30 protein-coding genes and 2 pseudogenes are annotated in these 24,921 nt (G+C 44.0%); 13 read left to right on the top strand and 19 right to left on the bottom strand.

Annotated features, from left to right (window positions below; translation table 11 throughout):
- Positions 1–3: 3 nt before the first annotated feature.
- The 9 genes from lysC to CKY02_RS10620 all read right to left on the bottom strand — a co-directional run bounded on the left by lysC (position 4) and on the right by CKY02_RS10620 (position 4,596).
- A complete protein-coding gene (lysC, locus tag CKY02_RS25695) occupies positions 4–165 on the bottom strand; it encodes an Rz1-like lysis system protein LysC (protein ID WP_228939934.1) in 162 nt (53 codons plus the stop codon).
- Positions 137–517 (bottom strand): hypothetical protein, encoded by a 381-nt coding sequence (locus tag CKY02_RS25690; RefSeq protein ID WP_112895279.1) that lies wholly within the window; start codon positions 515–517, stop codon positions 137–139. The genes lysC and CKY02_RS25690 overlap by 29 nt, the downstream gene beginning before the upstream one ends.
- Complete coding sequence (locus tag CKY02_RS10650; protein ID WP_112895278.1) at positions 514–909, bottom strand: structural protein; 396 nt, start codon at positions 907–909, stop codon at positions 514–516. Before CKY02_RS10650 ends, CKY02_RS25690 begins: the two co-directional genes overlap by 4 nt.
- On the bottom strand, positions 902–1,225 hold the full coding sequence (locus CKY02_RS10645; protein ID WP_112895277.1) for a phage holin, lambda family: 324 nt from the start codon (positions 1,223–1,225) through the stop codon (positions 902–904). Before CKY02_RS10645 ends, CKY02_RS10650 begins: the two co-directional genes overlap by 8 nt.
- Before the next feature lie 3 nt (positions 1,226–1,228).
- Entirely contained in the window at positions 1,229–1,432 is a 204-nt protein-coding gene (locus tag CKY02_RS10640; protein ID WP_112895276.1) for a tail protein X, read from the bottom strand.
- On the bottom strand, positions 1,432–1,896 hold the full coding sequence (locus CKY02_RS10635; protein WP_112895275.1) for a head completion/stabilization protein: 465 nt from the start codon (positions 1,894–1,896) through the stop codon (positions 1,432–1,434). The genes CKY02_RS10640 and CKY02_RS10635 overlap by 1 nt, the downstream gene beginning before the upstream one ends.
- An 82-nt stretch (positions 1,897–1,978) precedes the next feature.
- Entirely contained in the window at positions 1,979–2,644 is a 666-nt protein-coding gene (gene gpM, locus CKY02_RS10630) for a phage terminase small subunit (protein ID WP_112895274.1), read from the bottom strand.
- A complete protein-coding gene (locus tag CKY02_RS10625) occupies positions 2,644–3,747 on the bottom strand; it encodes a phage major capsid protein, P2 family (protein WP_112895273.1) in 1,104 nt (367 codons plus the stop codon). Before CKY02_RS10625 ends, gpM begins: the two co-directional genes overlap by 1 nt.
- Positions 3,748–3,759: 12 nt before the next feature.
- Positions 3,760–4,596, bottom strand: coding sequence for a GPO family capsid scaffolding protein (locus tag CKY02_RS10620; protein WP_112895272.1), 837 nt, complete (start codon positions 4,594–4,596; stop codon positions 3,760–3,762).
- A 142-nt stretch (positions 4,597–4,738) separates the two neighbouring features.
- Here CKY02_RS10620 and CKY02_RS10615 point away from each other — a divergent pair, with 142 nt between their 5' ends.
- From CKY02_RS10615 to CKY02_RS10605, 3 genes are all read left to right on the top strand, one after another.
- Positions 4,739–6,496, top strand: a complete 1,758-nt coding sequence (locus CKY02_RS10615) for a terminase ATPase subunit family protein (protein WP_112895271.1) — start codon at positions 4,739–4,741, stop codon at positions 6,494–6,496.
- Positions 6,496–7,530, top strand: coding sequence for a phage portal protein (locus CKY02_RS10610; protein WP_112895270.1), 1,035 nt, complete (start codon positions 6,496–6,498; stop codon positions 7,528–7,530). The genes CKY02_RS10615 and CKY02_RS10610 overlap by 1 nt, the downstream gene beginning before the upstream one ends.
- Before the next feature lie 421 nt (positions 7,531–7,951).
- Positions 7,952–9,742, top strand: a complete 1,791-nt coding sequence (locus CKY02_RS10605; protein WP_146747424.1) for a P-loop NTPase fold protein — start codon at positions 7,952–7,954, stop codon at positions 9,740–9,742.
- A gap of 404 nt (positions 9,743–10,146) precedes the next feature.
- On the opposite strand, the gene CKY02_RS10595 is transcribed toward CKY02_RS10605, so the two are convergent.
- The 7 genes from CKY02_RS10595 to CKY02_RS10565 all read right to left on the bottom strand — a co-directional run bounded on the left by CKY02_RS10595 (position 10,147) and on the right by CKY02_RS10565 (position 14,570).
- Positions 10,147–12,279 carry a replication endonuclease gene (locus tag CKY02_RS10595; RefSeq protein ID WP_112895268.1) on the bottom strand — a complete coding sequence of 711 codons (2,133 nt, stop codon included), beginning with the start codon at positions 12,277–12,279 and terminating at the stop codon, positions 10,147–10,149.
- Positions 12,276–13,091, bottom strand: a complete 816-nt coding sequence (locus CKY02_RS10590) for a DNA adenine methylase (RefSeq protein ID WP_331271570.1) — start codon at positions 13,089–13,091, stop codon at positions 12,276–12,278. The genes CKY02_RS10595 and CKY02_RS10590 overlap by 4 nt, the downstream gene beginning before the upstream one ends.
- A gap of 4 nt (positions 13,092–13,095) precedes the next feature.
- Positions 13,096–13,317 carry a TraR/DksA family transcriptional regulator gene (locus CKY02_RS10585; protein ID WP_023043970.1) on the bottom strand — a complete coding sequence of 74 codons (222 nt, stop codon included), beginning with the start codon at positions 13,315–13,317 and terminating at the stop codon, positions 13,096–13,098.
- Positions 13,310–13,504, bottom strand: a complete 195-nt coding sequence (locus tag CKY02_RS10580; RefSeq protein WP_023043969.1) for a DUF2732 family protein — start codon at positions 13,502–13,504, stop codon at positions 13,310–13,312. Before CKY02_RS10580 ends, CKY02_RS10585 begins: the two co-directional genes overlap by 8 nt.
- Before the next feature lie 73 nt (positions 13,505–13,577).
- Positions 13,578–13,937 carry a DUF5347 family protein gene (locus CKY02_RS10575; protein ID WP_023043968.1) on the bottom strand — a complete coding sequence of 120 codons (360 nt, stop codon included), beginning with the start codon at positions 13,935–13,937 and terminating at the stop codon, positions 13,578–13,580.
- A 143-nt stretch (positions 13,938–14,080) separates the two neighbouring features.
- Positions 14,081–14,287 carry a hypothetical protein gene (locus CKY02_RS10570; protein ID WP_023043966.1) on the bottom strand — a complete coding sequence of 69 codons (207 nt, stop codon included), beginning with the start codon at positions 14,285–14,287 and terminating at the stop codon, positions 14,081–14,083.
- A 10-nt stretch (positions 14,288–14,297) separates the two neighbouring features.
- Positions 14,298–14,570 carry a Cox family DNA-binding protein gene (locus CKY02_RS10565; protein WP_023043965.1) on the bottom strand — a complete coding sequence of 91 codons (273 nt, stop codon included), beginning with the start codon at positions 14,568–14,570 and terminating at the stop codon, positions 14,298–14,300.
- 131 nt (positions 14,571–14,701) lie between these two features.
- Here CKY02_RS10565 and CKY02_RS10560 point away from each other — a divergent pair, with 131 nt between their 5' ends.
- On the top strand, positions 14,702–14,995 hold the full coding sequence (locus CKY02_RS10560; protein ID WP_023043964.1) for a helix-turn-helix domain-containing protein: 294 nt from the start codon (positions 14,702–14,704) through the stop codon (positions 14,993–14,995).
- A gap of 66 nt (positions 14,996–15,061) precedes the next feature.
- Complete coding sequence (locus CKY02_RS10555; RefSeq protein ID WP_023043963.1) at positions 15,062–16,045, top strand: phage integrase; 984 nt, start codon at positions 15,062–15,064, stop codon at positions 16,043–16,045.
- Positions 16,046–16,402: 357 nt separating this feature from the next.
- Here the strand turns inward: CKY02_RS10555 and CKY02_RS10550 are convergent, their stop codons facing one another.
- Both CKY02_RS10550 and CKY02_RS10545 read right to left on the bottom strand, forming a co-directional pair.
- Entirely contained in the window at positions 16,403–16,708 is a 306-nt protein-coding gene (locus tag CKY02_RS10550; RefSeq protein ID WP_112895267.1) for a type II toxin-antitoxin system RelE/ParE family toxin, read from the bottom strand.
- A gap of 1 nt (position 16,709) precedes the next feature.
- A complete protein-coding gene (locus CKY02_RS10545) occupies positions 16,710–16,988 on the bottom strand; it encodes a damage-inducible protein J (protein ID WP_112878970.1) in 279 nt (92 codons plus the stop codon).
- A 637-nt stretch (positions 16,989–17,625) separates the two neighbouring features.
- On the opposite strand from CKY02_RS10545, the gene CKY02_RS10540 reads away from it, so the two are divergent.
- The 4 genes and pseudogenes from CKY02_RS10540 to CKY02_RS10525 all read left to right on the top strand — a co-directional run bounded on the left by CKY02_RS10540 (position 17,626) and on the right by CKY02_RS10525 (position 19,215).
- Positions 17,626–17,868, top strand: a complete 243-nt coding sequence (locus CKY02_RS10540; RefSeq protein ID WP_112877769.1) for a type II toxin-antitoxin system ParD family antitoxin — start codon at positions 17,626–17,628, stop codon at positions 17,866–17,868.
- A complete protein-coding gene (locus CKY02_RS10535) occupies positions 17,861–18,115 on the top strand; it encodes a type II toxin-antitoxin system RelE/ParE family toxin (protein WP_112895266.1) in 255 nt (84 codons plus the stop codon). The genes CKY02_RS10540 and CKY02_RS10535 overlap by 8 nt, the downstream gene beginning before the upstream one ends.
- A 114-nt stretch (positions 18,116–18,229) precedes the next feature.
- Positions 18,230–18,372 (top strand): annotated as a pseudogene (locus tag CKY02_RS25685) (ISKra4 family transposase); the annotation flags it as partial.
- 227 nt (positions 18,373–18,599) lie between these two features.
- Positions 18,600–19,215, top strand: a pseudogene (locus CKY02_RS10525) (phage integrase).
- Between the two features lie 219 nt (positions 19,216–19,434).
- On the opposite strand, the gene cpxP reads toward CKY02_RS10525, so the two are convergent.
- Entirely contained in the window at positions 19,435–19,929 is a 495-nt protein-coding gene (cpxP, locus tag CKY02_RS10520; RefSeq protein ID WP_112877771.1) for a cell-envelope stress modulator CpxP, read from the bottom strand.
- A 157-nt stretch (positions 19,930–20,086) separates the two neighbouring features.
- Here cpxP and cpxR point away from each other — a divergent pair, with 157 nt between their 5' ends.
- The 4 genes from cpxR to CKY02_RS10500 all read left to right on the top strand — a co-directional run bounded on the left by cpxR (position 20,087) and on the right by CKY02_RS10500 (position 24,916).
- Positions 20,087–20,782 carry an envelope stress response regulator transcription factor CpxR gene (cpxR, locus tag CKY02_RS10515; protein WP_112877772.1) on the top strand — a complete coding sequence of 232 codons (696 nt, stop codon included), beginning with the start codon at positions 20,087–20,089 and terminating at the stop codon, positions 20,780–20,782.
- Entirely contained in the window at positions 20,779–22,149 is a 1,371-nt protein-coding gene (cpxA, locus tag CKY02_RS10510; protein WP_112895264.1) for an envelope stress sensor histidine kinase CpxA, read from the top strand. The genes cpxR and cpxA overlap by 4 nt, the downstream gene beginning before the upstream one ends.
- Before the next feature lie 392 nt (positions 22,150–22,541).
- On the top strand, positions 22,542–23,852 hold the full coding sequence (locus CKY02_RS10505) for a nucleotide sugar dehydrogenase (protein ID WP_112877774.1): 1,311 nt from the start codon (positions 22,542–22,544) through the stop codon (positions 23,850–23,852).
- 14 nt (positions 23,853–23,866) lie between these two features.
- Complete coding sequence (locus CKY02_RS10500) at positions 23,867–24,916, top strand: Gfo/Idh/MocA family protein (RefSeq protein WP_112895263.1); 1,050 nt, start codon at positions 23,867–23,869, stop codon at positions 24,914–24,916.
- Positions 24,917–24,921 lie beyond the last annotated feature (5 nt).

The raw sequence follows: 24,921 nt of genomic DNA, 5'->3' as shown, positions 1-24,921 counted from the left end.
CACCTATCTAATCTGTTCTATTTGTCGAATGGCCTGTTTATCCAGATTGCACTGTTCAATAACCGCCAGTAACTGTGCATTCAGCAACAAGCTATCACCCCATGTCATTGTGTCGGATATGACCGGGGGCAGACAGTCAGCGAGTAGATGCATCGGAATCGGCATCAACGGTACCTGAACGTATTCGGTTCGCGTGCTGCTGCAACCGGACAACAGCCCTATCAGGAGCAGCACGACGGGCGCAATCATTACCGACAACAACAGTGTTGATAGCCGCCTGAATTTGTGCAGCATCCACGGCTGATCGCTTCCGATTTTCGTTATTAACCCGTGAGATATCATTGATTATCCTGATGGTCTGGAATGCGTTATCGGTAATGGTTTGCTGTTGCTCATACCGCTGGTTCAGCGTTTGGTATTCATCGCTTTTTTGCTGATACTCACCGTAATAGAACCAGAGCAGGCCAGACACTACCACCAGCGTACTCAAGGTAAGTATGTGCAGATTAAACCTCATAACAGCGCAAACGCCCGTTTAATGATCGTATCAGCATACGGTTGCTGTCCGTTCTCTATTTGAATGATGGTGCAAACCAATCGGGTCATGATCACCTGATTATCAACATCAATCACCGCGTTACAGGGAATACCAACCGTCTGGCTCATACATGCAATATAATTTTCGGTATCATTTTCATTCGGTGGCGCCCAACGAGAAATTATCTGCCGGATACTCTTCAATCCGTATTTTCGTTCATAATTGCGGATAATCTTGATAATGGCCCGTATGCCGTATTCTGGTGACACAAACTGACAAAATGACGGATCTGTTTGTATGTCGTGTAATCCCAGCCATTTATCGCCGTGGCGGATATTGCCCGGATTATGGTTGCGAACACCTCTAGTCATGTGATTTGCCTCCCAAACGTTTATTGATTGCGCGAAGGGCAAATTCACGCAGTTTTTCAACACCAATAAAACCAATGGCACCCCCCAAAGCCGGTGAAACACTGCCGGGAATGCCAAACAGTTCCAGCCCGCTGGAAACACCCCACGACAACGCACCACATAGCAACGGTTCAACCCAGCGTTTTTTCCGCTCTACGCCGTCATAAATCAGGCGACCATAACAGATCAGTACAGCCAGTAAGGAGCCGGATATCTGCGGCCATGAATTTCTCAGGCCATTCAATAAATCGGCCCATAAATCCGGTTGTTTATCCATTTTCTAATCCCATAATTGAATGATGGGCGTTACAGCAGCAGGCGTGATTTCAGGCAGTTCAATCTCGGTACCCTGTGGCAGGATGGCCCCAACATCGGCCAAACCGGGATTGGCTTCTAATACCCGTTCGGTGACTCCCTGTGTTCGTCCATAGTGGCGCCAGCATAAGGAATCCACGGTGTCATACTGTTGCGCCCGCACTTGCACTAGATAAGCTCCACTATCATATGGTTATATCCTTGTATCCGGCGCATCGCCCATTGCGCATCCCGCCACAGGTCGTCAATGGTGATTTCCATTGCCTCAGCCTTTTTGCTGCCAATCTGAGTAGTGTCGATATCGCGGTAACGTTCGATCAGATTCGCCTTGGTCAGGCAAAACACCGCACGACGATAGAGATAAACCAACTCACTCTCGCCATTGAGAGTGTCGGCGGGAATGTCGGCCAGTGATGAGTATCCCTCATCGATATGGATCTGCCGCCAATGGTTCAGCTCGCGATTCACCTCAACAATGGCGTTGGAAATTGCTTGATGTAATCTCGGCGCGGTGACCGTACCATCTGTGCGCATCTCGTCACGGTAGCGACCGATCTCGATAGCAGGAAAAAACGGGACACTGGTCATGGTGGCCTGTTTATCCGTTGCGGGTGCGGTTGAAATAAAGTCCATATTGCCCCCTGAATAGGTGGGCGGTGAACAGGGCGTTGAGACTTCGCCACCCCGTGCCGCCCCGGCGCGTTGGCACGTTCGGTTATGTGTTGTCGTGTTTCTGACTGCGGAGCGCTCTGGCAAGTTGCTCTAAGTCTTTTTTCACGCCAACATGATTATTCAGTTCTAAAGCCCTGCTCAGTGAACAATAGGCAGGCTGCGGCTGGTTGTTATCCCGCTGGCTATAACCGAGCCATTTATATAACTCCGCCCTCACCTTATCGGGCATATCCTGATCGTGGGTGAGATTAGCCGCCCGTTCCAGCGTGGCAAGAGGCATCGGAGATTTAGCGGTATAACAACGCTGGGCGGCTTCGGCGATCTCTTCTGTCACGGCACAGCCCGTTGTCCGCTCATGATTTTCAGGCATAGCGAGTCGGTGCTGTAACGCGTACTCAGCGATATCCAGCGCACCATCATAATCACCGGCATCAATACGCCACAGCAGGACATACATCAGCACATCATCTTGATGACCTATGCCCCCCTGTAATACCCCAGTAATCCACGGCGCATATTTAGGCAATATCTGCCTTTTGTGCTGCGCTTTGCGCTCCATAGACTGGATTTTTTTAAGGTGACGGCGGTCTTGCTCCAGCATCAGCAGCATCTGGTTATAACCGCCGTGATTTTGCCGCGCGGGGCTACTCAGTTGAGCGGCCTCGGTCGCCTGTAATCGCATTCGGTGACGCTGCCACGGGCTAGCCATTATTGTTCCTCAGTGTCGGCGTTGTGCTCAGATGCGGCATTATCTGGCTGCGGCAACGCTGCTTTTTTGCTGGCTGCCAACATCTCGATATTTTCAATCAGGGCCACACCACGATAGTCTTCAACGACATACGCTTCATTGACTGATTCGTAGTTTTCAATGCGATCACGTTTGGGGTTATCCAGCACAGAACGTCGGCGAGTGCCTTCCTGATAATAGATAGACAGATTATCCAGACGGCTAATTAGCAAGGCTTTGGGCGGGAAATACGGTACGCGCACCGCAGGCAAATTACCGATACGTTTCTGGCTGATAATCACATCTGCCGCCATTTTCTCGGTGTTGGGCTGCGACTGATTGACCAACGGAAAATATTTGTCAGCCAACAGTTCACGGCCACAGATGACCATCAGCTCCGTATCATCCTGATATTCTGGGTCGATAGCATTGTTGACGGTATCTATCACCAGTGCGTCCAGATTATTGAAATCACCGCCTTCTCCCACACGGATGGTTTCAGATATAACTTTACCGGCTTCGTCAGTGATATTGCTCATGACATGATCCGGTGCATCCTGTCGGATTTTCTCCAACCAGCCGATATTTACATCCTGCAATAGTGGATATTGAACGCGGTTTGAGGTTTTGGCCCGTTTAACCCCATTCCAGCCGATCATAATGCGGTCCAATGCCTGACGTCTGATAATGGCGTTACGGATACGTAACTGGAAATCTTGAAATTTCGCCCATAAGTCAAGTTTTTTGTAAGGAATGCTAGTATCAAAGTTGGTTTGTTCGCATTTGTACTCAATAGCGTTGAGTCGGGTCGGATCGGAAGTTTCTCGCTCCTTACTGTCGGTGTCTGTCGTCCCTGCAATAGTCGAACCGACACCTAGCCCAATCGCTTCGCCCGACTGCTCACTGACGGGAACCATGTTAATTTTTTGCAGGAAATCGGCGCTTTGCTGGATTTCATCTTCCAACGTCTGAGCAACGGATGGATTGACGTCTACCTTACCTGTAAATGCCGTGGCGTCCACACCGTAAATTTCACCCAGACGCATCAGAAAGGCGTTAAATTTAAATCGAGTTTCATTCTTCATGGGATTGTTCCATTAACAGTTGGTCAGATGTTTACTGACTGGAGTGTCAGCGTTCGGCGATCCCAGCGAAACAGGTCGGTGTGTTTTCTGGCTGTCTTGCTGACTCAACTGAGTTTTTAAGTCACGAAGCTGGGTTTCAAGTTCAGTCTGCTTCCGTTTGATAGCGGTTATTTCGCCTATTTGTTGAGAAAGTGTGCTCACGGCTTCCACTGTGGCCTGCTGCTCTTGGGCACATAATTCGACGGCCTGATGGATATCGTTAAAACGGGCATCGTCAGCTTGCTGCTTCTTATGGAAAAATGCCTGTACACGGGAAAAGAGCGAGGGCTTTTCGCTTTCCTCTAGTGCATCCACAAACTCAAACAGGGTTTCTTCCGCTGCCGTAAAGAGGTTGTCTGGGTGCTGCTTCCTTGAATTGAGAGGATTGCTGTCCGCATTAGCGCTAAACTGCAACATTTCGGTGCCAAGACTTGCCGGACTGTCAGTAACGGCCAATCCCACCAGATACGCCCCGCCGAAGTCGGCAAAATCTAGGTTGATTTCAGCAGAGGTGTAAACTTTTTGGCGCTTACGGTTCATTTCTACCAGATCATCGGTGGGTGAAAGTACCCCATACAGCCCCAACTTGCCCGCCAGCGCGCCGTCCTTGATTTCTTCGGTAAAAACCGATTCCACATCACCAAAGCGAGGACTCCACGAAAAATTGTAATGCTCCATGTTGATGCGTGCACCGTAGGTCTGCGGGTCATAGTTGGCGGCAATCTGTGTCAGCCATTCGCGCTGAACCTTGCGCCCGTCTGTGGTTGCGCCTTCTACACAGATTCGAAAGGGTTTGGATTTCTTCGGCATTGTAAGCCCTGATTATCAATGGGTCAGTCATGGCCTACTAGTTTGTATCGTCAAGTCGAGGAAACAATAAAATGCGGTTGTGTCTGGACTGACACACAGGGCAGACACAGAGAAATGACGGGCGGGTCTGTAGTCTGGTGATATGAAAACAACATCTGATTTTGATCCCCGTAAGCACGCAATGCACCTGTATTTTAACGGGTACCGGATTGCACGGATTGCGGAAATGCTCAACGAGAAAGCATCAACTATCCATAGCTGGAAACGCCGTGACAAATGGGATGAGGTGACCTCGTTTGAACGAGTCGAGTTGTCCCTTGAAGCACGGCTATGTCAGCTTATCGCCAAGGAGCAAAAAGAAGGCAAAGACTTTAAGGAAATTGACCTGCTGCACCGTCAGTTAGAACGACAGGCGCGGATCAGGAAATATAGCGGCGGCGGTAATGAAACCGATCTGAACCCCAAAATTGCCAACCGCAACAAAGGTGAGCGCCGGCCACCGGAAAAGAACGTGTTCAGTGAAGAACAAATCAAAAAGCTGGAAGACATTTTCCGCTCGACCCTGTTCGGTTATCAACATGACTGGTATCACGCCGGATTAGCACATCGTATCCGCAATATCCTGAAATCCCGTCAGATTGGTGCGACATTCTTTTTTGCCCGTGAAGCCCTAATCGATGCGTTGACTACCGGACGCAATCAGATATTTCTCTCTGCCAGTAAAGCGCAGGCCCACGTATTCAAGCAGTACATCCTGGAAATGGCGCGGGAAGTGGACGTCGAACTAAAAGGCGACCCGATCACCCTGAGTAATGGCGCCACCCTGTATTTTCTTGGCACCAATGCCCGCACCGCACAAAGCTATCACGGCAATCTCTATCTAGATGAATATTTCTGGATTCCGAAGTTTCAGGAACTGCGCAAGGTAGCATCCGGTATGGCAATGCACAAAAAATGGCGCCAGACTTACTTTTCTACCCCGTCCAGCTTAACCCATAGCGCGTACCCGTATTGGTCAGGCAAACTGTTTAACCGTGGCCGCGCCAAGGCCAATCGTATTGACATTGATATTAACCATCAAGCATTAGCCAGCGGCCTACGATGTGCCGATGGTCAGTGGCGGCAGATTGTCACGGTTGAAGATGCAGTCAGGGGCGGCTGTAACCTGTTTGATATTGACCAGTTACGGCTGGAATACAGCCCGGACGAGTACCAGAACCTGCTGCTGTGCGAATTTATGGACGATATCGAATCCATTTTCTCACTGCAACTGATGCAGGGTTGCATGGTCGATAGCTGGGAAATCTGGGACGATGTGCAACCCCTGATGCTACGCCCGTATGGTTATCACCCTGTCTGGATCGGTTATGACCCCGCCAAAGGGGGCGAGAATGGCGACAGTGCCGGTTGTGTCGTAGTCGCTCCACCGCAGGTACCGGGTGGCAAATTCCGCATCCTTGAACGTCATCAGTGGCGTGGCATGAACTTTCGCGCTCAGTCTGACGCCATCAAACGACTGACGGAACAGTACAACGTCGAATATATCGGCATTGACTCGACTGGCGTCGGGCATGGGGTTTACCAAAACGTCAAAGAATTTTTCCCATCCGTGCGGGAATTTGTCTATAACCCCGCCGTTAAAAACGCGCTGGTACTTAAGGCATGGGACATTATCAACCATCGTCGGTTGGAGTTTGACGCCGGCCAGACCGACATTGCACAAAGTTTTATGGCTATCCGCCGTTCTACCACCGCCAGCGGCAACCGCCCGACCTATCAAACCAGCCGTAGCGAAGAAGCCAGTCACGCAGATCTGGCATGGGCCGCCATGCACGCCCTGTTTAATGAACCGATTACCGGTGACACTCCCCACCATAGAAATATTGTTGAGGTTTACTGATGAGCCGTAAAAACAGAAAACGCAGCCCGACGGTGAAAACCACAGCCAGCCCATCGATTGAAGCATTCACCTTTGGCGATCCGATCCCGGTCCTTGACCGGCGCGAGGTGTTTGATTATCTGGAGTGTGTACTGGTCGATAACTGGTATGAACCGCCAATCAGTTTTAACGGGCTGGCGCTGTCGTTTCGCTCGGCGCCGCACCACAGCAGCGCGGTTTATGTCAAACGCAACATCCTGACCAGTACCTTTATCCCACACCGTCTACTTAGCCGACAGGCATTCGACTCATGGGCGCTGGACTTTATACTGTTTGGCAATGCCTATCTTGAACAACGCAAGAATCGCCTCGGCCAGCCTTTGAAGCTGAATCACTGCCCGGCCAAGTTCACCCGACGCGGCGAAGACTTGGAAACCTATTGGTTTGTGAAATATGGCTACAACAGCCAGCCATACCCGTTCCCGACGGGGCAAGTGTTTCATCTGATTGAACCCGACATTAATCAGGAACTTTACGGATTGCCGGAGTATTTAGCTGCTTTGCCGTCGGCGCTGCTGAATGAGTCGGCCACTCTGTTTCGCCGCAAGTATTACCTGAACGGTTCCCATGCGGGTTACATCCTGTATATCAGTGATGCGTCACAAAACCTGTCCGATATCGATAATATTCGCGACGCGCTGAAAAATGCCAAGGGGCCGGGTAATTTCCGCAATCTATTTTTATATGCGCCGGGCGGTAAAAAAGACGGTATCCAGACCATTCCACTGTCTGAAGCCGCGGCTAAGGATGAATTTTTAAATATCAAGAATGCCAGCCGTGACGACATACTGGCCGCGCACCGTGTACCACCGCAGATGATGGGGATTATTCCACAGAATACCGGCGGTTTTGGTGATGTGGAGAAGGCGGCTAAGGTGTTTGTACGTAATGAACTGATGCCGCTGCAAAGTAAAATGAAACAATTAAATGACTGGATTGGTGAGGAGGTGATCCGATTTGAACAGTATTCGTTGGATATGAACGAGGACAAATAGCCCGCGTCATTGATTGAGAGGCCGCCGACTGAGCGGTCTTTTTTTTGTCTGGAAGAAATATAGTTTCAATACAGAATGATTACATCATGAAATTTGAGACCAGCACAGCTACCAGACGCTGCTGCGCGCAGTCGTGACCCCGCCGCGCCTGCTCACTAAATGTAGTGTTTTTCATGCACATGCAAGAGACAATCTGAAAGAAGCTAGTGCTGATGCTTTACAGGGGATGAGATCCTTGTTTGATCTTGCGGATTGGTGCGCAAAATGGGTGGTTTTCTACTAAGATTGATGGTGTGTACATATTCTATTAATTATCAGTAAATTTAATAGTTCAAACTAATTACTAGCAGCTAAAAGGCAGCTACACAGAATCTAACAATTACCGATGGTTTCATTTATGAATTATAAATTAGAGGATAATATGAAATCCAAAGAAAATTTTGAAAACTGTATCAACACTTATAAAAGCCTAAAACAACCCGGTTATGCTGTCCTCGTAACTGGTGATTGGGGGGTAGGAAAAACACACTCAATAAAAGAATGCCTAAAGAATAACGAAATGTATTATGTGAGTTTATTCGGTACAAATAATGCTGATGAAATTCATGCTGATTTATTTGCAAAAATGCACCCAGTTAAAAGTGTTGCAAAAATATTATCTCGTGGAGTTTTATCAACAGTAAATATAAGTGGTATTAATTTAAAACTATCTGACTTAGGTGATTCCATTATAAAAAAGATTATTTCAGATGATATAAAAAATGATAGAGTAATTGTTTTTGATGATTTAGAAAGATCTTCGCTTAATTCAAAAGAATTACTTGGTGTAATTAATAAGTACGTTGAACACTATAAATGCCATGTTATTGCTATAACTCATGATGAAAAATTAGAAGACCAATTCAAAGAGATGAAAGAAAAGGTCTTTGGATATACAGTAAAACTACACCCTGATCTAGATAATGCATTTATTTCTTTTATCGAAAATAAAATATCAAAGGAAACCTTAGAAAAATATAGAGAGCACATTACTGGCATTTTCAAACAGTCTGAATGCAAGTCACTTAGAATTTTAAATGAAATTATTATTAATTTAGATTTATTATATAGATGTTTAAAAAACGAACATCTTGAGTATGAGAAAATTATTCTGGACATGACATCAATGTTTGTAGCCATATGTATTGAGGTGAAAAAATCCTCACTGGTCGAAAAAGATTTACGTGCCAAGTCATCTTATGAGATTTTCGATTCGACACTTGTGAAAAAGCTTGAAAAATACAATGGTATTAATTTTTACAATCCAGTTCTAACCAATGATATATTGGCTGATATATTATTTAATGGTGTATTTAACCCCAACGAAATAGAAGAGTCAGTTAATAATATTATATTAATGACAAAAGGAAGTTCTAATATAAAATCATGGAAAAAGATTTATAATCTTAGTCAATTAGATCAGAATGTTGTAAATAATGCTGTCAGTGATATTCAAAAAACTTTTTCTGAAAAATTAGAAAAAAATGAGGGAGATTTGCTACATGTGTTTTCTTGCATGCTTATGTTTTCTACTTTAAAAGTTATCAATATTGATTTTGATGATACATTTATAAAGTGCAAAGATTATATAGATTATTTATATGAACAAGATGAATTACCGTATAACAATTTAATTTCAAATGATTATAATTATAGAAATGATTTTTCATATGATGGATACAGTTATTTGTTCTTTGAAGAGTATGTGGATAAGAAAAAATTAAACGAATTAAAGGAATACTTTAATAAGAGAACAGAAGATTGCTTAATAAAGCAATACCCTAAATTTGCAGAAGATATAATCAGCAAATTAGATAACAATGTCAATGAATTCGGAAATCTAATCACAAGAAATCATCAATATGAAGGGATGTATTCCAGTATAGCTATTTTGGCTGAGATACCTCCTAAAACATTCGTTAAAAAATGGTTATCTAAACCACCTCAACAGCAGGCTATAATTAATAAAGCTCTACTTACAAGATATTGCCATGATAATGTTGTTAATCTGGAAATGGAATGGCTTAAAGATATTATTGAAAATATTGAAGCCACCAACGATAATAAAATTGGACTTGAGAAAGTTAGAATTAAATGGATGATACATGCTCTAAAAGAGATTGTTGACAAGCATAAAAATAAACAATCGAAACAGTATGAGGGAATAGAATAAAACTACTCATCAAAATTTTAATGAAAACCAATGAGCACATTTCATATTAATGTGCTCTTCTGTACTATTTTATTTCCTCATTTGCATTAAAGTTCATTTGCAGAGCGACTGCTGCTACCAGCACCATCTCCGCGCATGCCGTTCCTGCGTGATCACTGCCATATTCATCATGCAAATGACCTGTGCGAACTCGTTAACTTCCTCACTTAATATTGCTTGCCAGACAAATGGGGATAAATTGCGATTTACTTCCCATTTTGCATTCTAACAGTTCATTCCCATCAAAACATCACTGACGACTGGGGTTAAGGAACGTTTTACCCTCTAAATTTCTCCCCCTGATAGAAAAATGCCGACAATTTTCGAGTAATCAATAAACTTGTGCTTTACCACAAAAACTTTCATCATTTATTCCTCATTTCACCAATATTCTTAATCCGCTGCCACAACAAATCGCGACGGGCTTCTTTCTGACATTCCGTCTCTATCGGAATAAAACTGCCATCCGTCCATAACTTGAACAACTGTTCACCTATGTTGATTTTTCCTCCGATGATTAATGACTTCGCCATAGCCCGGCTAAAATCCATGCCGATTGAATCCGCATAATCGATAACTTTTTCCACTAACAGATCACCGCCTCTGACCGTACTGTCACACCCCGTACAGTTATTGACAGAACTCCAAGAGGCGGCAGAGCCGCCAGAAAACCCCAAACCCACACCCTTAACATCAGCGTTAAATTTAGGAACAATGTTCCATTTAACAGTACGGGTAATAAAAGAAGAGGAATCGCCCAAGCTGGGTGAATAGACACCAGAAATACGCAACACATTTTCGCCGTAGGCATTGCCCTGTTCGGTGATTTCATAGGACAACCGCACGGTTAAATCTTTTCGTGCAACCAGAGGCCCACCTTGGAACTCGGTATAGGCGAACCAGTCCCCCACATCCGCAGCAAATCGGACATTATCCATATCTGCATCAGGCAAGATTTGCTCATCACCACGCAAACGACGCAATTCGCGCCAGACGGAAACGGGCGCACCGCCGATCTGCTGAAACTGCCGGATACGCCAACGACTGGCCCAAGCAGCAACAGACCATGACATATCCTTAAGAAGTTGGCCTGTTTCCTCATCCTTTTCGCCATCCAGCGCGTAACCGTCAATATTCTTAGAAATGTACTTAGCAATATAGCCTGTAGCCGAACCTTTCGCTTTATCGATGGGCTTCACATGGAATCGTGCTTTTAGTGCCTTTTGCCCCTGTAATTCTTCTGAATCTTCCAACCGGGCGTAATAACACATGATGTCGCGCATTTCATCGACATGCTCAGGACGCATAAACAGCAACATGTGCCAGTGAGGAGTCCCATCATGGTGAGGTTCAACTACACGAAAACCGAAGGCGCTGATCCCCGCACGGGAATAAGCCGCCCTGATTTTCGCCCAGACGTTGCACAAATATTTTTGTGTATCACGGGGACTGGCCCCATTCCAATTTGAAACAAAGCCACCGACACTATGGACAGCGTGACATTTTGATGGAGCAGTGATGGTATAAAACTCACCGACATAGCCGAGTTCGTCAGCCAGATTTTCAAAACCGCGCATTCTCACCATCAATTCACTACGGCGGACAGCAGGATTAGCCACACTACCGAGTACCATATCTTCCAGCGGCACCCTGTCGCCCTGTTCATTCTCAACATCAAACTGTTTGATAAAGTCCCAATTGCGGCGCTTCTGTTCCAACCATTCACGCAGCGTACTACGGGAAACATAGGGAGAGGCTGATTTCTGCACTTGACCTACCGCAATAGCCATATGCTCAGCGCGAATATCACGCATTCTTTTCAAGCGGGCATACCACCATTTATCCGACATCATGCGCAGGAGGCCGGCACACAATTGATCGACTGTGGCGCCTTCCCTGCCTTTGGTGAACTGCTGCCAGTAAGGGGCTGTTGTGCCAGCTTGTTGAGTCAGTTTTGCCAGTAACTCATAGATACGGATCAAACGTTCTCTGGCGTCTTGTTCGCTCGCAGGTTGTTGATTGACATACTGAGCCGATGTATTTTCGTAGTTCTCGGCCATAAAATGGGAAATTCCCCAGGCAAGCTGTTTGATATCCTTACGCTCCAACGTAACCAATCGCTCTAACTGCTCAATAAAGGGGAACGGGGTAACGCCGGATACCTGATCCTTGAATTGATAGCGTTCAGTGACTTTATTCAGCCGTGGTAATACGTTCTCGCCAAACTGACGCAAAAACGTATTAGCACGACGGCGATCACCCCCCGATTGGGTAAATATTTTTTTGTACCGAGTAGCAAAATAGAGCGCCAAAAAATCGGGCATATCACCGATAATTTTATGACGCCAGTCATAATCATCAGGGTTTACCTGCCACATGATCTGTTCAGCTAACGTTGACTCGCCGGGCAAACCGGGCTTGAACATCTCATATTGCAGGCGTTTTGACTGCTGGTAATCGCTGTTGTGCTCCTGCAACAAGTCGATTAACTCACTCATGCACTCGCCTCTAGCGTCGCAATAATTTCTATTACTGGCTGACGATTGCCATTGGCGGCAATGGTGCGGGGTGCTTCGATTTCATGGATAGTGAACCCCAGATCGGCATAAAGTTCTTTGGCCTCAATGGAGTTGGACACTGTGACAGGAACGCCCAATAATTCATTAAGCTGTTTCAGAGAAGTCGCCAGCTCCTTATGGTCATGATGAAGAAAGCCATTTTTGCAATACTGCGTGAAATTAACGCCGTTGGTGAAATAAGGCGGATCGCAATAAACCATATCCCCAAAATCAACCAGTTTCAGTATTTCGCGCCAATCGGCACGATGGATAGAAGCAATCTTGGATTTCTCAGCAAACGCCAATATTTCTACTTCGGGAAAGTAAGGTTTTCTACAGTTCCCAAAAGGCACATTGAATTCACCTTTTGAGTTATAACGACACAGGCCATTAAAGCAATGCTGGTTTAGAAATAAAAATACCGATGCGCGCCATATCTGCGATTTATATTTTTCATCATCAGAATTAAATAAAGCTCTCAGACAATAAAACCCATGTTCACTATTAAAATACGAAAACCAGTCTTGCGCAGCATTTATAAATCCATCACAATTTTCTTTGATGCATTGATACATATCGATTAAATCGCTGTTAGCATCTGCAATTAAATACGCATCATATTGCGTATTCATCATTACAGAACATGAACCTGCGAACGGTTCAACCAACCGTTGACCTGCTGGCAGATGGGGTAGCAATTTATCCATAATGCGAATTTTAGAGCCTGCCCATTTCAAGATAGTTTTATTCACCAATTCATATACTCCGATAATGCTTCTGTTTCAGTTCAAAAACTTCCTGACATGCGACGCAGCGGATGACTCCAGCGATATTCATCCGACGTTCCACAGGGATAGGTTGGTCGCACTCTTCACATTCAAACGCAGAGACACCGACGGAGCGGTTTACATGCTCTGATATTCTGCGCTCTAGCGTTTTCTCAGCATGTTGGCAAGCATGGTCGATTTCCCTAGACACTCTCCAACTCCCGTGCTTCGTGTTCTATTTTCTCGGCTTCACTGTTCAACAATGCAGATGAAGCGGCGTAATCCAATTTCTTTGCCACAATATGCGCCGCGATTTTTAACAGACGTGAAGAAGAACGTTCGGCTAATATCTTGCGCTCGTCTTCTCTATTTTTTTTAATTAATTTCTCTATATTCATTTTCTATTTCCTATTTTTAGGTAATAAAAAGCCCTGCGAATTTTCGCATTAATTTCTTAAATTATGCTTTAAATTAATACTGAGTTGGCTTTGGCAATGCCAATTTATCTGGCAATATAGACGCCACTGCCCGAAGTTGATTAATTGCCAATATTAATGAACGCTGTTCCTCTATTGTTAATTCCTTAAACTTGACGTGATAACGCTCTTTATCAAAACCTGCCAAGTGAAAAATTAAATGCAAAACCCGTTCATTATTTCTAACGCGGTTATTTGTGCGATCACGCATAGTTTCCATGAAATCGGCCAATTTGTTATTATTTTCTTTATCATCACAAAAATACCGATTACGCGCCTCAGAGGCTTTATTGAGACCATCGATTTTCTCATCCAGTGTTAAGACAACAGCACGGCACGGTTCTGTATTTGCCATTTCATCACCTGTAAATAAAAACTAATAACGGGGTTAATATCACAGTTGCCAAACCAATTACCGAAATCATGAAATATTTGTAATGATTCGTCTTTTTGAAATCATCGCCAGTTAATTTATATTTATGCGGAATTTTCATTAATTCATTCATTGATTTCTCTCCCGTAAAGCTGCCTTGCAAAACTGATAGCCTGCTCTTTTGAATCGAATTGACCATAAGAGTATTCGCCATCACTGACCTGATATTGAGTAATCTGAACTACGGCGTTCTTGCGTAAAGGCTGAATAAGTAATTTTCCAAATTTTACCCGCCCCTTTTTGTATTCCTCTGGTGTTGGGATCTGAGTCATAACACGCACCTTATAGCCCAATCCACAATAGCCAAGCGTCACGCTGTTCTTTTGGCCGGTTGTAGAATGCCTCGCGCATAGCACGATTAAACTCAGGAACATAAATCCACTTCTCCCCTACCCTAGCTTTTGGTTTACTCGGATCACGCCATTCAATAAGTGGCAACTTGTTCTGCTTTACCATTTCTTGAACAGCCGCTTCTTTTTTACCGATCAAAGCCGCAAATTTTGGATACGGTACGGCATCAACTGGATATTCAACCTTGTACGCTTCTTCACTCATTTGTTAACCTCGTTAGATCAAACACCTTTAAACCCGTTCTAACTCTGTTTACAAGGTGTTTTGCTCGTGCTTGATGGTTCCGACTTTTACACCACCAAGCGAATACTAGATCAATACTCGGAACTAAGTCAATGAACATAGGAGAAAAAATAAAGGCCATGCGTAATGCAGAGAACCTGAGTCAATCACAATTCTGTGAAATCATGCAGCTCCCCCTTAGCACATTAAAAAAATTAGAGGGAGGACATAACGAACCCGGCTGGAACACACTTTCTAAATTAACTCAACACCCTAAGTTCAAAAAATATACGCTGTGGCTAATGACTGACACTACAGCACCGGAAGCTGGTCAAGTCTCGCCGGCTATCGCGCACAATGGGCCAGAGAACGAAACCTCATTCCACTCAAACCAGAAAATTGGCTAGATATTGGTTATGCGTATGCTGACGAGTTGTGGTCACAATCTGTCAGTTTCATCGAAGGGCTTACTTATGGCAATTAAGAAGCTCAATGATGGACGCTACGAAGTGGATGTAAGACCCTACGGCAGCACAGGAACAAGACTCCGTAGGAAATTTAATAGAAAAAGTGAAGCAGTTGCCTTTGAACGTTACACGCTCACACAGGCTAGCAATAGTGAACCATCCACCACGAATGATAAGACACAACTGAGTGATTTCATCAATATTTGGTGGCTATATTACGGACAAAACACAGACAATGGAGCAATAGAGAAGCGACATCTCACCAAAACAATGAGGCAGCTTAACAACCCCACAATAGGTCACCTCACAAAGAGAGTCATCATGGAACATCGGGGAAAACGGCTGGCTGATGGAATAAGCGCGAAAACTGTAAATCGAGATATGTACAGACTATCCGGTATGTTCTCGACCTTAATAAAAATTGAGGAATTTACCGGCACAAATCCTCTACAAGGATTAGAGCCATTAAGCGAGAAAAATGTTGCTATGACCTATCTCACAATACCAGAGATAGAACTACTGCTTAATTCTCTAAATAAAGAGGAAAAAAAGCTGGCTTTACTCTGCCTTAGCACTGGCGCGCGCTGGGGGGAAGCGGAAAGTCTGGCAGCTCAACAGGTATTAAAAGGCCGTGTAATTTTTCTAAATACCAAAAATGGAGATCAACGCATCGTTCCCATTTCTGACAAATTAGAGAAAGAAATTCGTGGTAAAAAGAAAATGGGCAAGCTGTTCAATGTTGACTACATAAATTTCTGCAAGATCTTACATGTAGTAAAGCCCGACTTACCTAAAGGGCAAGCAACTCATGTCCTCAGACACACTTTTGCCAGCCACTTCATGATGAATGGAGGGAATATAATTGCATTACAACAGATATTAGGGCACGCCAGCATAATCCAAACAATGGTCTATGCACACCTTGCCCCGGACTATCTGCAACATGCCATTACATTAAACCCTCTTAAGGGTGGGATAGAAGTAGAATAAAGCTAGAGAGTGTGGCGAACGTCCACCAAGCGTCCACACTCAAAAACTTTCGTATACTTTCCAACCCCTTTATACTTTTTTATGTTGTTGTTTTACAAAGAAATGCGTTGTAAGTGACTGAAAAAAAAGGCCCTAAAAAGGGCCTGAAAGACAGGGATGGTGTTTGTTTTCCAAACATAACACATTGTAATAAAAGGATTTAAAAACAAAAATGTCCACACCGTGACCACATCGATATACAAAAAAAGCCCTTCGCATGCCGAGGGGCTTTTTTATAACTCAGTTTACTGTCAGACAAAGAAATGCTCCCAGTTATCTGGCTGGAATATTTTTGAGATTCACCTCAAAGTTTTTTACTTAAAAAAGCCCGGTTATTCTTCTGGAGGTGTGCAATATTCTGAGAATTTTTATATTTTCTATATCCTCATCGTAACGGTAGAGCATGATGAAAGGAAAATGAGGGACAACGAGTTTTCTATAACGTTTATCTGGGCTGTTACGAGCCTTTACGCCTGCATATGGGCTAACTTTCAGAAGTTCAGCCATTTCCGAAAATTTTGTATCAACTTTATCAGCCAATAACAGCCCAGCCTGTTCAAAGAAGTAGAAATAAATTTGCTCCCGGTCAGTTTGGGCGGTTTCTTCCCATGAAAGACGTATCACTTTATCCCCTGCTCAGCTTATTACGCAGTAGAGCCATCCGATGATGACTTTCAGAATCATCGATGAAATGAGCCAAACCATTTTCACATCGGTCAATTGCTTTCTCAATTTCCGCTTCTAACCAGTGAGCATGGGTATTTTTTTGATACTCACGTTCTTCATTCGCCAACTCTTCGGCTTTTTGTCTCATTAACTTTGTTAAGTCTGTCTGATGGCGTTTGGCAGCTTGCATGGCTAAACGCTTGGTTTCTTCATCAATACGAAAATGAATCGTCTCCATTCACCCTCCTTCGTTCACTATTGCCCCAAAGAAAATGTTGTCATTTGTGTTGTCATATTAGCACAATAACCTATAACAACAATGTTGTTTTCAAAGAAAACAAAAAAATGATAACCCGCCATATTTTAATTATTGCACGTTGTATCTTTTCAACATCTTCACACGTCAAATACGGCTGAAATTGTTCATAGCTAAAATAACGTGCTCAAGCACCAAAAATATTCGTTTTTAGTAACTGATATTCATGTCACTTCACCTTATTTATATACAAGCCATCTTTACATAAATCAACTATATTAAATAAAATATATAGCAATTAAATATTTAATTATCATAGACATAGATAGTTACCGGGTAGCTGCGATAACTGCCAACTTTTCTCTACATCAACCATAAGAACAAAAACATTCATTTGTGCAATCCCATTCTTCTGACCGATAGATCAGTGATTTATCCATTGCAAAAAGCTATTGCCAAATCTCCTCAAATGGCAATTAGTTAACGCAACCATTGTCTGCAAAATTTATTGGTCAAAGAAGGCATTGCTGATCGGGTTGGTAGGACTAAGCAGAACGTTGGTAATGCGGCCTGATCTGCTGCATACTTGATGTATTAACTATTAATACATTGGTGATATATGAGAAAAATTACTACTGTCAGTATGGGCGAACAGCTTGACGGGTTCGTACAGCACATGATTGAAAGTGGCCGTTATGGAAATGCCAGTGAAGTTATACGTTCGGCGCTGCGTTTGCTGGAGCAACAAGAAGCTTACGATGAGATTGTACGCAAGGCGGTTATTGCTGGCTTGGAAAGTGGGGAAAGCTCGCTGACCCTACGGGATATAGCGGAACAACGGAAACGCAGACATAATGTATAAGCTCACGGATCAGGCTGCTGAAGATTTTGCTGGGATTTATGATTATACACTTTTGCAGTTCGGTGAAGCTCAGGCTGACCATTATACGGAGGCACTGGAAGCACTTTTTGACACGCTAGCAGAGATGCCACATATAGGGAGGGAATACCTATCTGTCCCAGGTGTAATGCGGGTTGAGTTTCACCGCCACACGGTTTTCTATACTATCCGGGATACCGATATTCTGATTGCGCGTATCCTTCATTAACAGATGAATCACCCCCGTCATCTTCTTTGAGCGGGCAGGTGCTACGTTGTGCTGTTCATCAAGCCAGCGTAGCTGTCTCGTCCTGCGAGCTGCCATCACTGATACAACATCAAAAATCAACGGGGCACACATTATTTACTACAGACTCGAACAAAGGTATTAAATGGTGATTTAAAAGCCAAATTTGAGCATTGATATCCAAGTATAAAATTAAGTGAAGAAAGGGTAACTATTTTACAGAAACTGTTGCAGCATAAGCGCCGTCCTACAAATTACCAATCACCCCAAATTTGAAAAATACACACTCTGGCTAATGACGGGAAAGATTGCCCCAAAATCTGGGCAAATTAGCCCAACTCTCTCCCCTGATGGTGCAGACATCAAAACGTCACACCACTCAGACCGGAAAACTGGCTAACACTACATGAGGAATTAATCGACTGGATCGACAGTCAATCAATTTGTTGCATCGGAGGGCTTCACTATGCCAATTAAGAAGCTCGATGATGGTCGTTATATGGTGGACATTAGACCTCTTGGGCGACAAGGAAATCGCATCAGGAGAACATTCAACAAGAAGACAGAAGCTATTGCCTTCGAACGTCATTCAATGGCAAATGCTCAAAAACTCAGTACAAGAACTGATAGACGAGACCTTAGTGATTTACTGAACTTATGGTGGCTATATCACGGACAAACCGCAGAGAACGGCACTATAGAAAAACGACAACTGATGAAGACAATCAGGCAGTTAAATGATCCATCTATAAACCGTCTCAACAAGCATGTTTTATTGGAACACCGCAGTAATCGCCTGGCTGATGGGATCAAAGCGTCAACGATAAATCGGGATATGTATCGTCTATCAGGAATGATAACGACATTGCAAAAACTTGAAGTTTTTAGCGGTAGCAACGCACGTTCTACGCCACACATTCGCAAGTCATTTTGTGATGAAAGGTGGAAACATTGTTGCACTGCAACAAATACTTGGTCATGCCAATATACAACAAACTATGGCGTATGCGCATCTAGCACCCGACTATCTGCAACATGCCATTACATTAAACCCTCTTAAGGGTGGGATAGAAGTAGAATAAAGCTAGAGAGTGTGGCGAACGTCCAACAAGCGTCCACACTCAAAAACTTTCGTATACTTTCCAACCCCTTTATACTTTTTTATGTTGTTGTTTTACAAAGAAATACGTTGTAAGTGACTGAAAAAAAAGGCCCTAAAAAGGGCCTGAAAGACAGGGATGGTGTCTATGGCAAGGAAAAATTCTCGTTTGCTACTACTTTGCTTCTATGGGTACTACAAATCAGTTCGGTAACTGAGACATACGCTGCCGATAATGTTGTTCCAATTGTGCTTGTTGCTCAGGCGTCAACAGTTGGTACATCTGGTGATGGATTCGTGCCATTTCAACCTGGTGTTCCACATTACATCTGATCATCCTTTCAATCAGAGCCTTTACAGCCACTCCATCAAAATCCTTCGCAGTGACCAGCTTACGCATCTCTTCTCGCTCTGTGGGACTCATTGACATCGATGAATGCGGTTGATGTTTCTGCCCTACCAAATCACGCATCTGTTGACGCTGTTGCTCAGTTAAAGTGATACCGCTAAACATATGGTCGTTATCACCAATATCGTTATTATTACGATAATGATAACTTCCTACATTTTTATATTCACAAGGCGCACAATGACCAGGTACCGTAGCAGCGTGCATTGTACTTGCTGTTCCAGCTAAAGATGCAGTCGAGCTAAGAACAAATATTGACGCTAAAACTAACGCTGCTATGTTACGCATTAAACAATTCCTCGTTTCCCCGAACGATGCTATTAGGTCCAATGTGGACAACTATACCTACGCGGCTGCAAACTAGCGTCAAAGGCTTGTAAAAGAACGTAAAGTCATGGAATAGCAAAGTTTGTTATCGTATTTTTGCTCTTGGAGGAAGTAATCGATGCATAAAATCCTATTAGTTGATGATGACCGTGAACTGACATCACTATTAAAAGAATTACTTGAAATGGAAGGATTTAACGTTGTTGTCGCTCATGACGGAGAGCAGGCATTAAAATTCCTTGACGATTCTATCGACTTATTACTACTCGATATTATGATGCCGCGTAAAAATGGCATTACGACATTAAAGGAGCTTCGTCTACACCATCAAACTCCAGTCATCATGCTGACAGCGCGAGGAAGTGATTTGGATCGTGTTCTGGGACTAGAATTAGGGGCAGATGACTATCTTGCCAAACCATTTAATGATCGTGAGCTAGTGGCACGTATACGTGCTATTCTTCGCCGCTCAAACTGGAGTGAACAACAGCAAACAGACAATGGCCCACCCACGCTTCAGGTCGATAACCTACAATTGAACCCTGGCCGACAGGAAGCCAACTTTGCTAATCAAATTCTCGATTTAACCGGTACCGAATTTACTTTGCTCTATCTATTAGCTCAACATTTAGGTCAAGTTGTCTCCCGTGAACATTTGAGCCAGGAAGTATTAGGTAAGCGACTCACGCCATTTGACCGCGCAATTGATATGCATATCTCTAACCTACGCCGTAAATTGCCTGAGCGGGAAGATGGACTCCCCTGGTTTAAGACCTTACGTGGCCGAGGATATTTAATGGTTTCTGCGACATGATAAACAGTTTGACGGCACGCATCTTCGCAATTTTCTGGTTTACTCTGGCGTTAGTCCTAATGTTGGTATTAATGGTGCCGAAACTGGATTCCAGACAACTGACCTCTCTGCTGGAAAATGAATACCGGCAGGGAGTCATGCTGGAACAACATATCGAAGCTGAATTAGCTCAAGATCCCGCTAACGATTTACTTTGGTGGCGCCGTTTATTTCGCGCGATTGAAAAATGGGCCCCCCCAAGTCAGCGCCTAATACTGGTCACCAGCGAAGGGCGCGTTATTGGCGCGCAAAGAAGTGAAATGCAAGTTGTCCGTAACTTTATTGGACAATCAGATAACGCTGATCATCCTAAAAAGAAAAAATATGGCCGCTCTGAAATGCTAGGGCCCTTTTCCATTCGAGATGGAGAAGATCATTATCAACTTTATTTAGTTCGTCCAGCGAATAGCCCACAATCGGATTTTATTAATCTGATGTTCGACCGGCCACTATTATTATTAACTGCCACCATGTTAATCAGTGCGCCACTCCTATTATGGCTGGCATGGAGTTTGGCTAAGCCTGCCCGTAAATTAAAAAATGCCGCAGACGATGTTGCTAAAGGTAATTTACGCCAGCATCCAGAACTGGAAGCTGGCCCACAAGAATTTCTGGCCGCCGGTAACAGCTTCAACCAGATGATCAATGTATTGGAAAGAATGGTCACCGCACAACAACGGTTAATTTCCGATATCTCCCATGAACTACGCACGCCTCTCACTCGCTTACAACTTGCGACAGCATTACTTCGCCGCCGTCATGGTGAAAATAAAGAGCTGGAAAGAATAGAGACAGAAGCCCAACGGCTAGACAGCATGATTAACGATCTGTTAGTACTCTCCCGCAGTCAGCATAAAAATGAACTGTTGAGAGAAAACATCAAAATGACAGATTTATGGAACGATATTCTTGACAATGCCCGCTTCGAAGCTGAACAGATGGATAAAACCCTTGAAGTAACCTTACCACCGAGTTCCTGGGCAATTTACTGCAACCCATTAGCACTTGGCAGTGCTTTTGAAAATATCGTGCGTAATGCCTTACGCTACTCCCACCACCATATTGCGGTCGTATTTCACACCGATAATCAAGGGATCACCATTACCGTTGATGATGACGGCCCAGGCGTCAACCCGGAAGACCGTGAACACATATTCCGCCCTTTCTACCGTACAGACGAAGCCCGCGATCGAGAATCCGGTGGCACTGGCCTTGGCTTAGCCATTGTTGAAACCGCGATTAACCAGCACCGCGGTTGGGTTCGTGCTGAGGACAGCCCACTCGGCGGCTTACGCTTGGTTATTTGGCTACCACTTCATGGCCGGTAATACAGATTTCTGCTAAGCTTATTCTGCAAATTTATTAAACAAATAAATTTTATTTATACTTGACCCGATGAGTCTGACGGTTTAACCTCCCCTGTTATTCATTAAAAAACCTTATATTTCATTGCTTTTCTATTACAGCAGACAAAAGCATTGAAAAATCAAAACAGTAGATAAAATTATAACGTTCTATGGAGTTCTGGGAGCCAATAACCTAGTGCGGTAGCTTTGTTATTACCTTATTTATTATTTCAGTAATATATCTTACACAATCTATTTAAAAAGCTTGTTAAAGTTTCACCTGCCAAATAAAACTTATGGCAATAGATAGCACCCTATTAAAAACAAAATGTAATGTATTTTCATAAGTTTTATTTTTACTTAAAAGGCAAAATATGTCCTCACTCAACATTCTCACCGAGAAATTTGATAATAAAACCGCCACCATTGCCATTGTTGGCCTGGGTTATGTTGGCTTACCGTTAATGCTCAGATATAACGATATTGGTTTTAAAGTGATTGGTTTCGATATCGATAAAGAAAAAACAGATAAACTCAATCAAGGCCAAAGTTACATTGAACATATTCCCTCCGCCAAAATCAGTCACGCGATAAATACCGGTTTTGAAGCCACGACGGATTTCACCAACATCGCTCAATGCGATGCCATTATTCTTTGCGTCCCAACGCCGTTAAATAAATACCGTGAACCCGATATTAGTTTCGTGATTAACACCACCGATAGGGTAAAACCGTATTTAAGAGCCGGGCAAGTCCTCTCTTTAGAAAGTACCACTTATCCGGGCACCACCGAAGAAGAATTATTACCCAGAGTTGAAGAGAGCGGGTTAACCGTCGGTGAAGACATCTTTTTGGTCTATTCACCGGAACGCGAAGACCCGGGTAACCCTGATTTCGAAACCCGCACCATTCCTAAAGTCATCGGCGGCCACACGGAAAACTGCTTAAAAGCCGGTATCGCCGTGTATCAACACGCCATTGACCAGGTTGTTCCCGTCAGTTCAACTAAAGCGGCGGAGATGACAAAACTTCTGGAGAATATCCATCGGGCGGTCAATATCGGCTTAGTCAACGAAATGAAACTCGTTGCCGATAAAATGGGCATTGATATCCACGAAGTGATTAGAGCCGCGGCAACCAAACCTTTCGGCTTTGTTCCCTATTATCCCGGCCCCGGATTAGGCGGGCACTGTATTCCAATTGATCCCTTCTATTTAACCTGGAAAGCCCGAGAATATGGTATTAATACCCGCTTTATTGAACTCTCCGGTGAAGTCAATTCCTCCATGCCCGATTATGTGGTCACCAAAACCGTATTAGCGCTAAATAAAGCGAATAAATCCATTAATGGCAGCCGCATATTAATCCTCGGCATCGCTTATAAAAAGAATGTGGATGATATGAGAGAAAGCCCCTCAGTACATATTATGGAAAAATTAAGCGAATTAGGGGCCAATATTGAATATGCGGATCCGCATGTCCCGGTCTTTCCGAAAATGCGTGAACATCATTTTAATTTAATCAGCCAGCCCATCACGGAAAATAGTCTCAAAACCTTCGACTGCGTTATTTTAGCCACCGATCACGATAAATTTGATTATGAATTAATTATCAATCACGCCAAATTAGTCGTCGATACTCGTGGTAAATACTCCCCCAATCACACAAACATTATCAAAGCTTAACTTAGGATAAGATTATGCTGAGCACGATCAACGACAGAAAGATAAGATTTGCTTTAGTCGGTTGTGGACGGATCGCTAAAAATCATTTCAATTCTCTGGAAATACATCAAGAAGCGGCCGAATTAGTCGCCGTCTGTGATAACGATCAAGACGCATTAAACACAGCGGTAGAAAAAACCGGCGTCCCGGGTTTCAGCGACTTAAACACGATGCTGGATAACATCACAGCGGATATCATTATCCTGACCACTCCATCCGGCCTTCACCCAGCACAGGCGATAGCCTGTTTTGATAAAGGCTTTCACGTCGTCACCGAAAAGCCGATGGCCACCCGATTGACTGATGGGGAAAACATGGTTAAGGCGGCGGATAAAGCCGGAAAACACCTCTTTGTCGTCAAACAAAACCGCTTAAATGCCACCTTGCAATTACTGAAACGGGCAGTCAGCGAAAAACGGTTTGGCAAAATCCACATGGTCCACCTCAATGTTTTCTGGACCCGTCCCCAAGCCTATTATGACCAGGCCGCCTGGCGGGGTACCTGGGAATTTGATGGCGGTGCCTTCATGAATCAGGCGAGCCACTATGTTGATTTAATTGAATGGCTAATCGGCCCGGTCAAAGATGTTCAGGCCATGACCTCGACCCACCTGGATATCGAGACAGAAGATACCGGGGTACTCAATATCCGCTGGCGGGATGGCACATTAGGCTCGATGGCCGTTACCATGTGCACTTATCCGCAAAATCTCGAAGGTTCAATCACCATCTTAGGGGAAAAAGGCACGGTCAGAGTGGGGGGGTTAGCCGTCAATGAAATTCAGGAATGGCATTTCGCTGACGAAAAAGAGTATGACCAACAAGTCAAAGCCGCCAATTACGAAACCACTTCCGTTTATGGCTTTGGTCACCCGCTTTATTATAAAAATGTCATTGAGGTGATGAAAGGCGACGCCAAACCGATAACCGATGGCCGGGAAGGATTAAAATCCTTAGAACTGCTTATCGCCGCCTATTTATCCGCCAGAGATAATAAAACCATCTCTTTACCTTTAACCTATTAAATCAA

It is taken from the genome of Photorhabdus bodei (assembly GCF_003287735.1).
Lineage (GTDB): Bacteria > Pseudomonadota > Gammaproteobacteria > Enterobacterales > Enterobacteriaceae > Photorhabdus > Photorhabdus kayaii.
The sequence above is the reverse complement of the archived record's forward strand: the minus strand, read 5'-3'. Positions and strand labels throughout refer to the sequence as shown.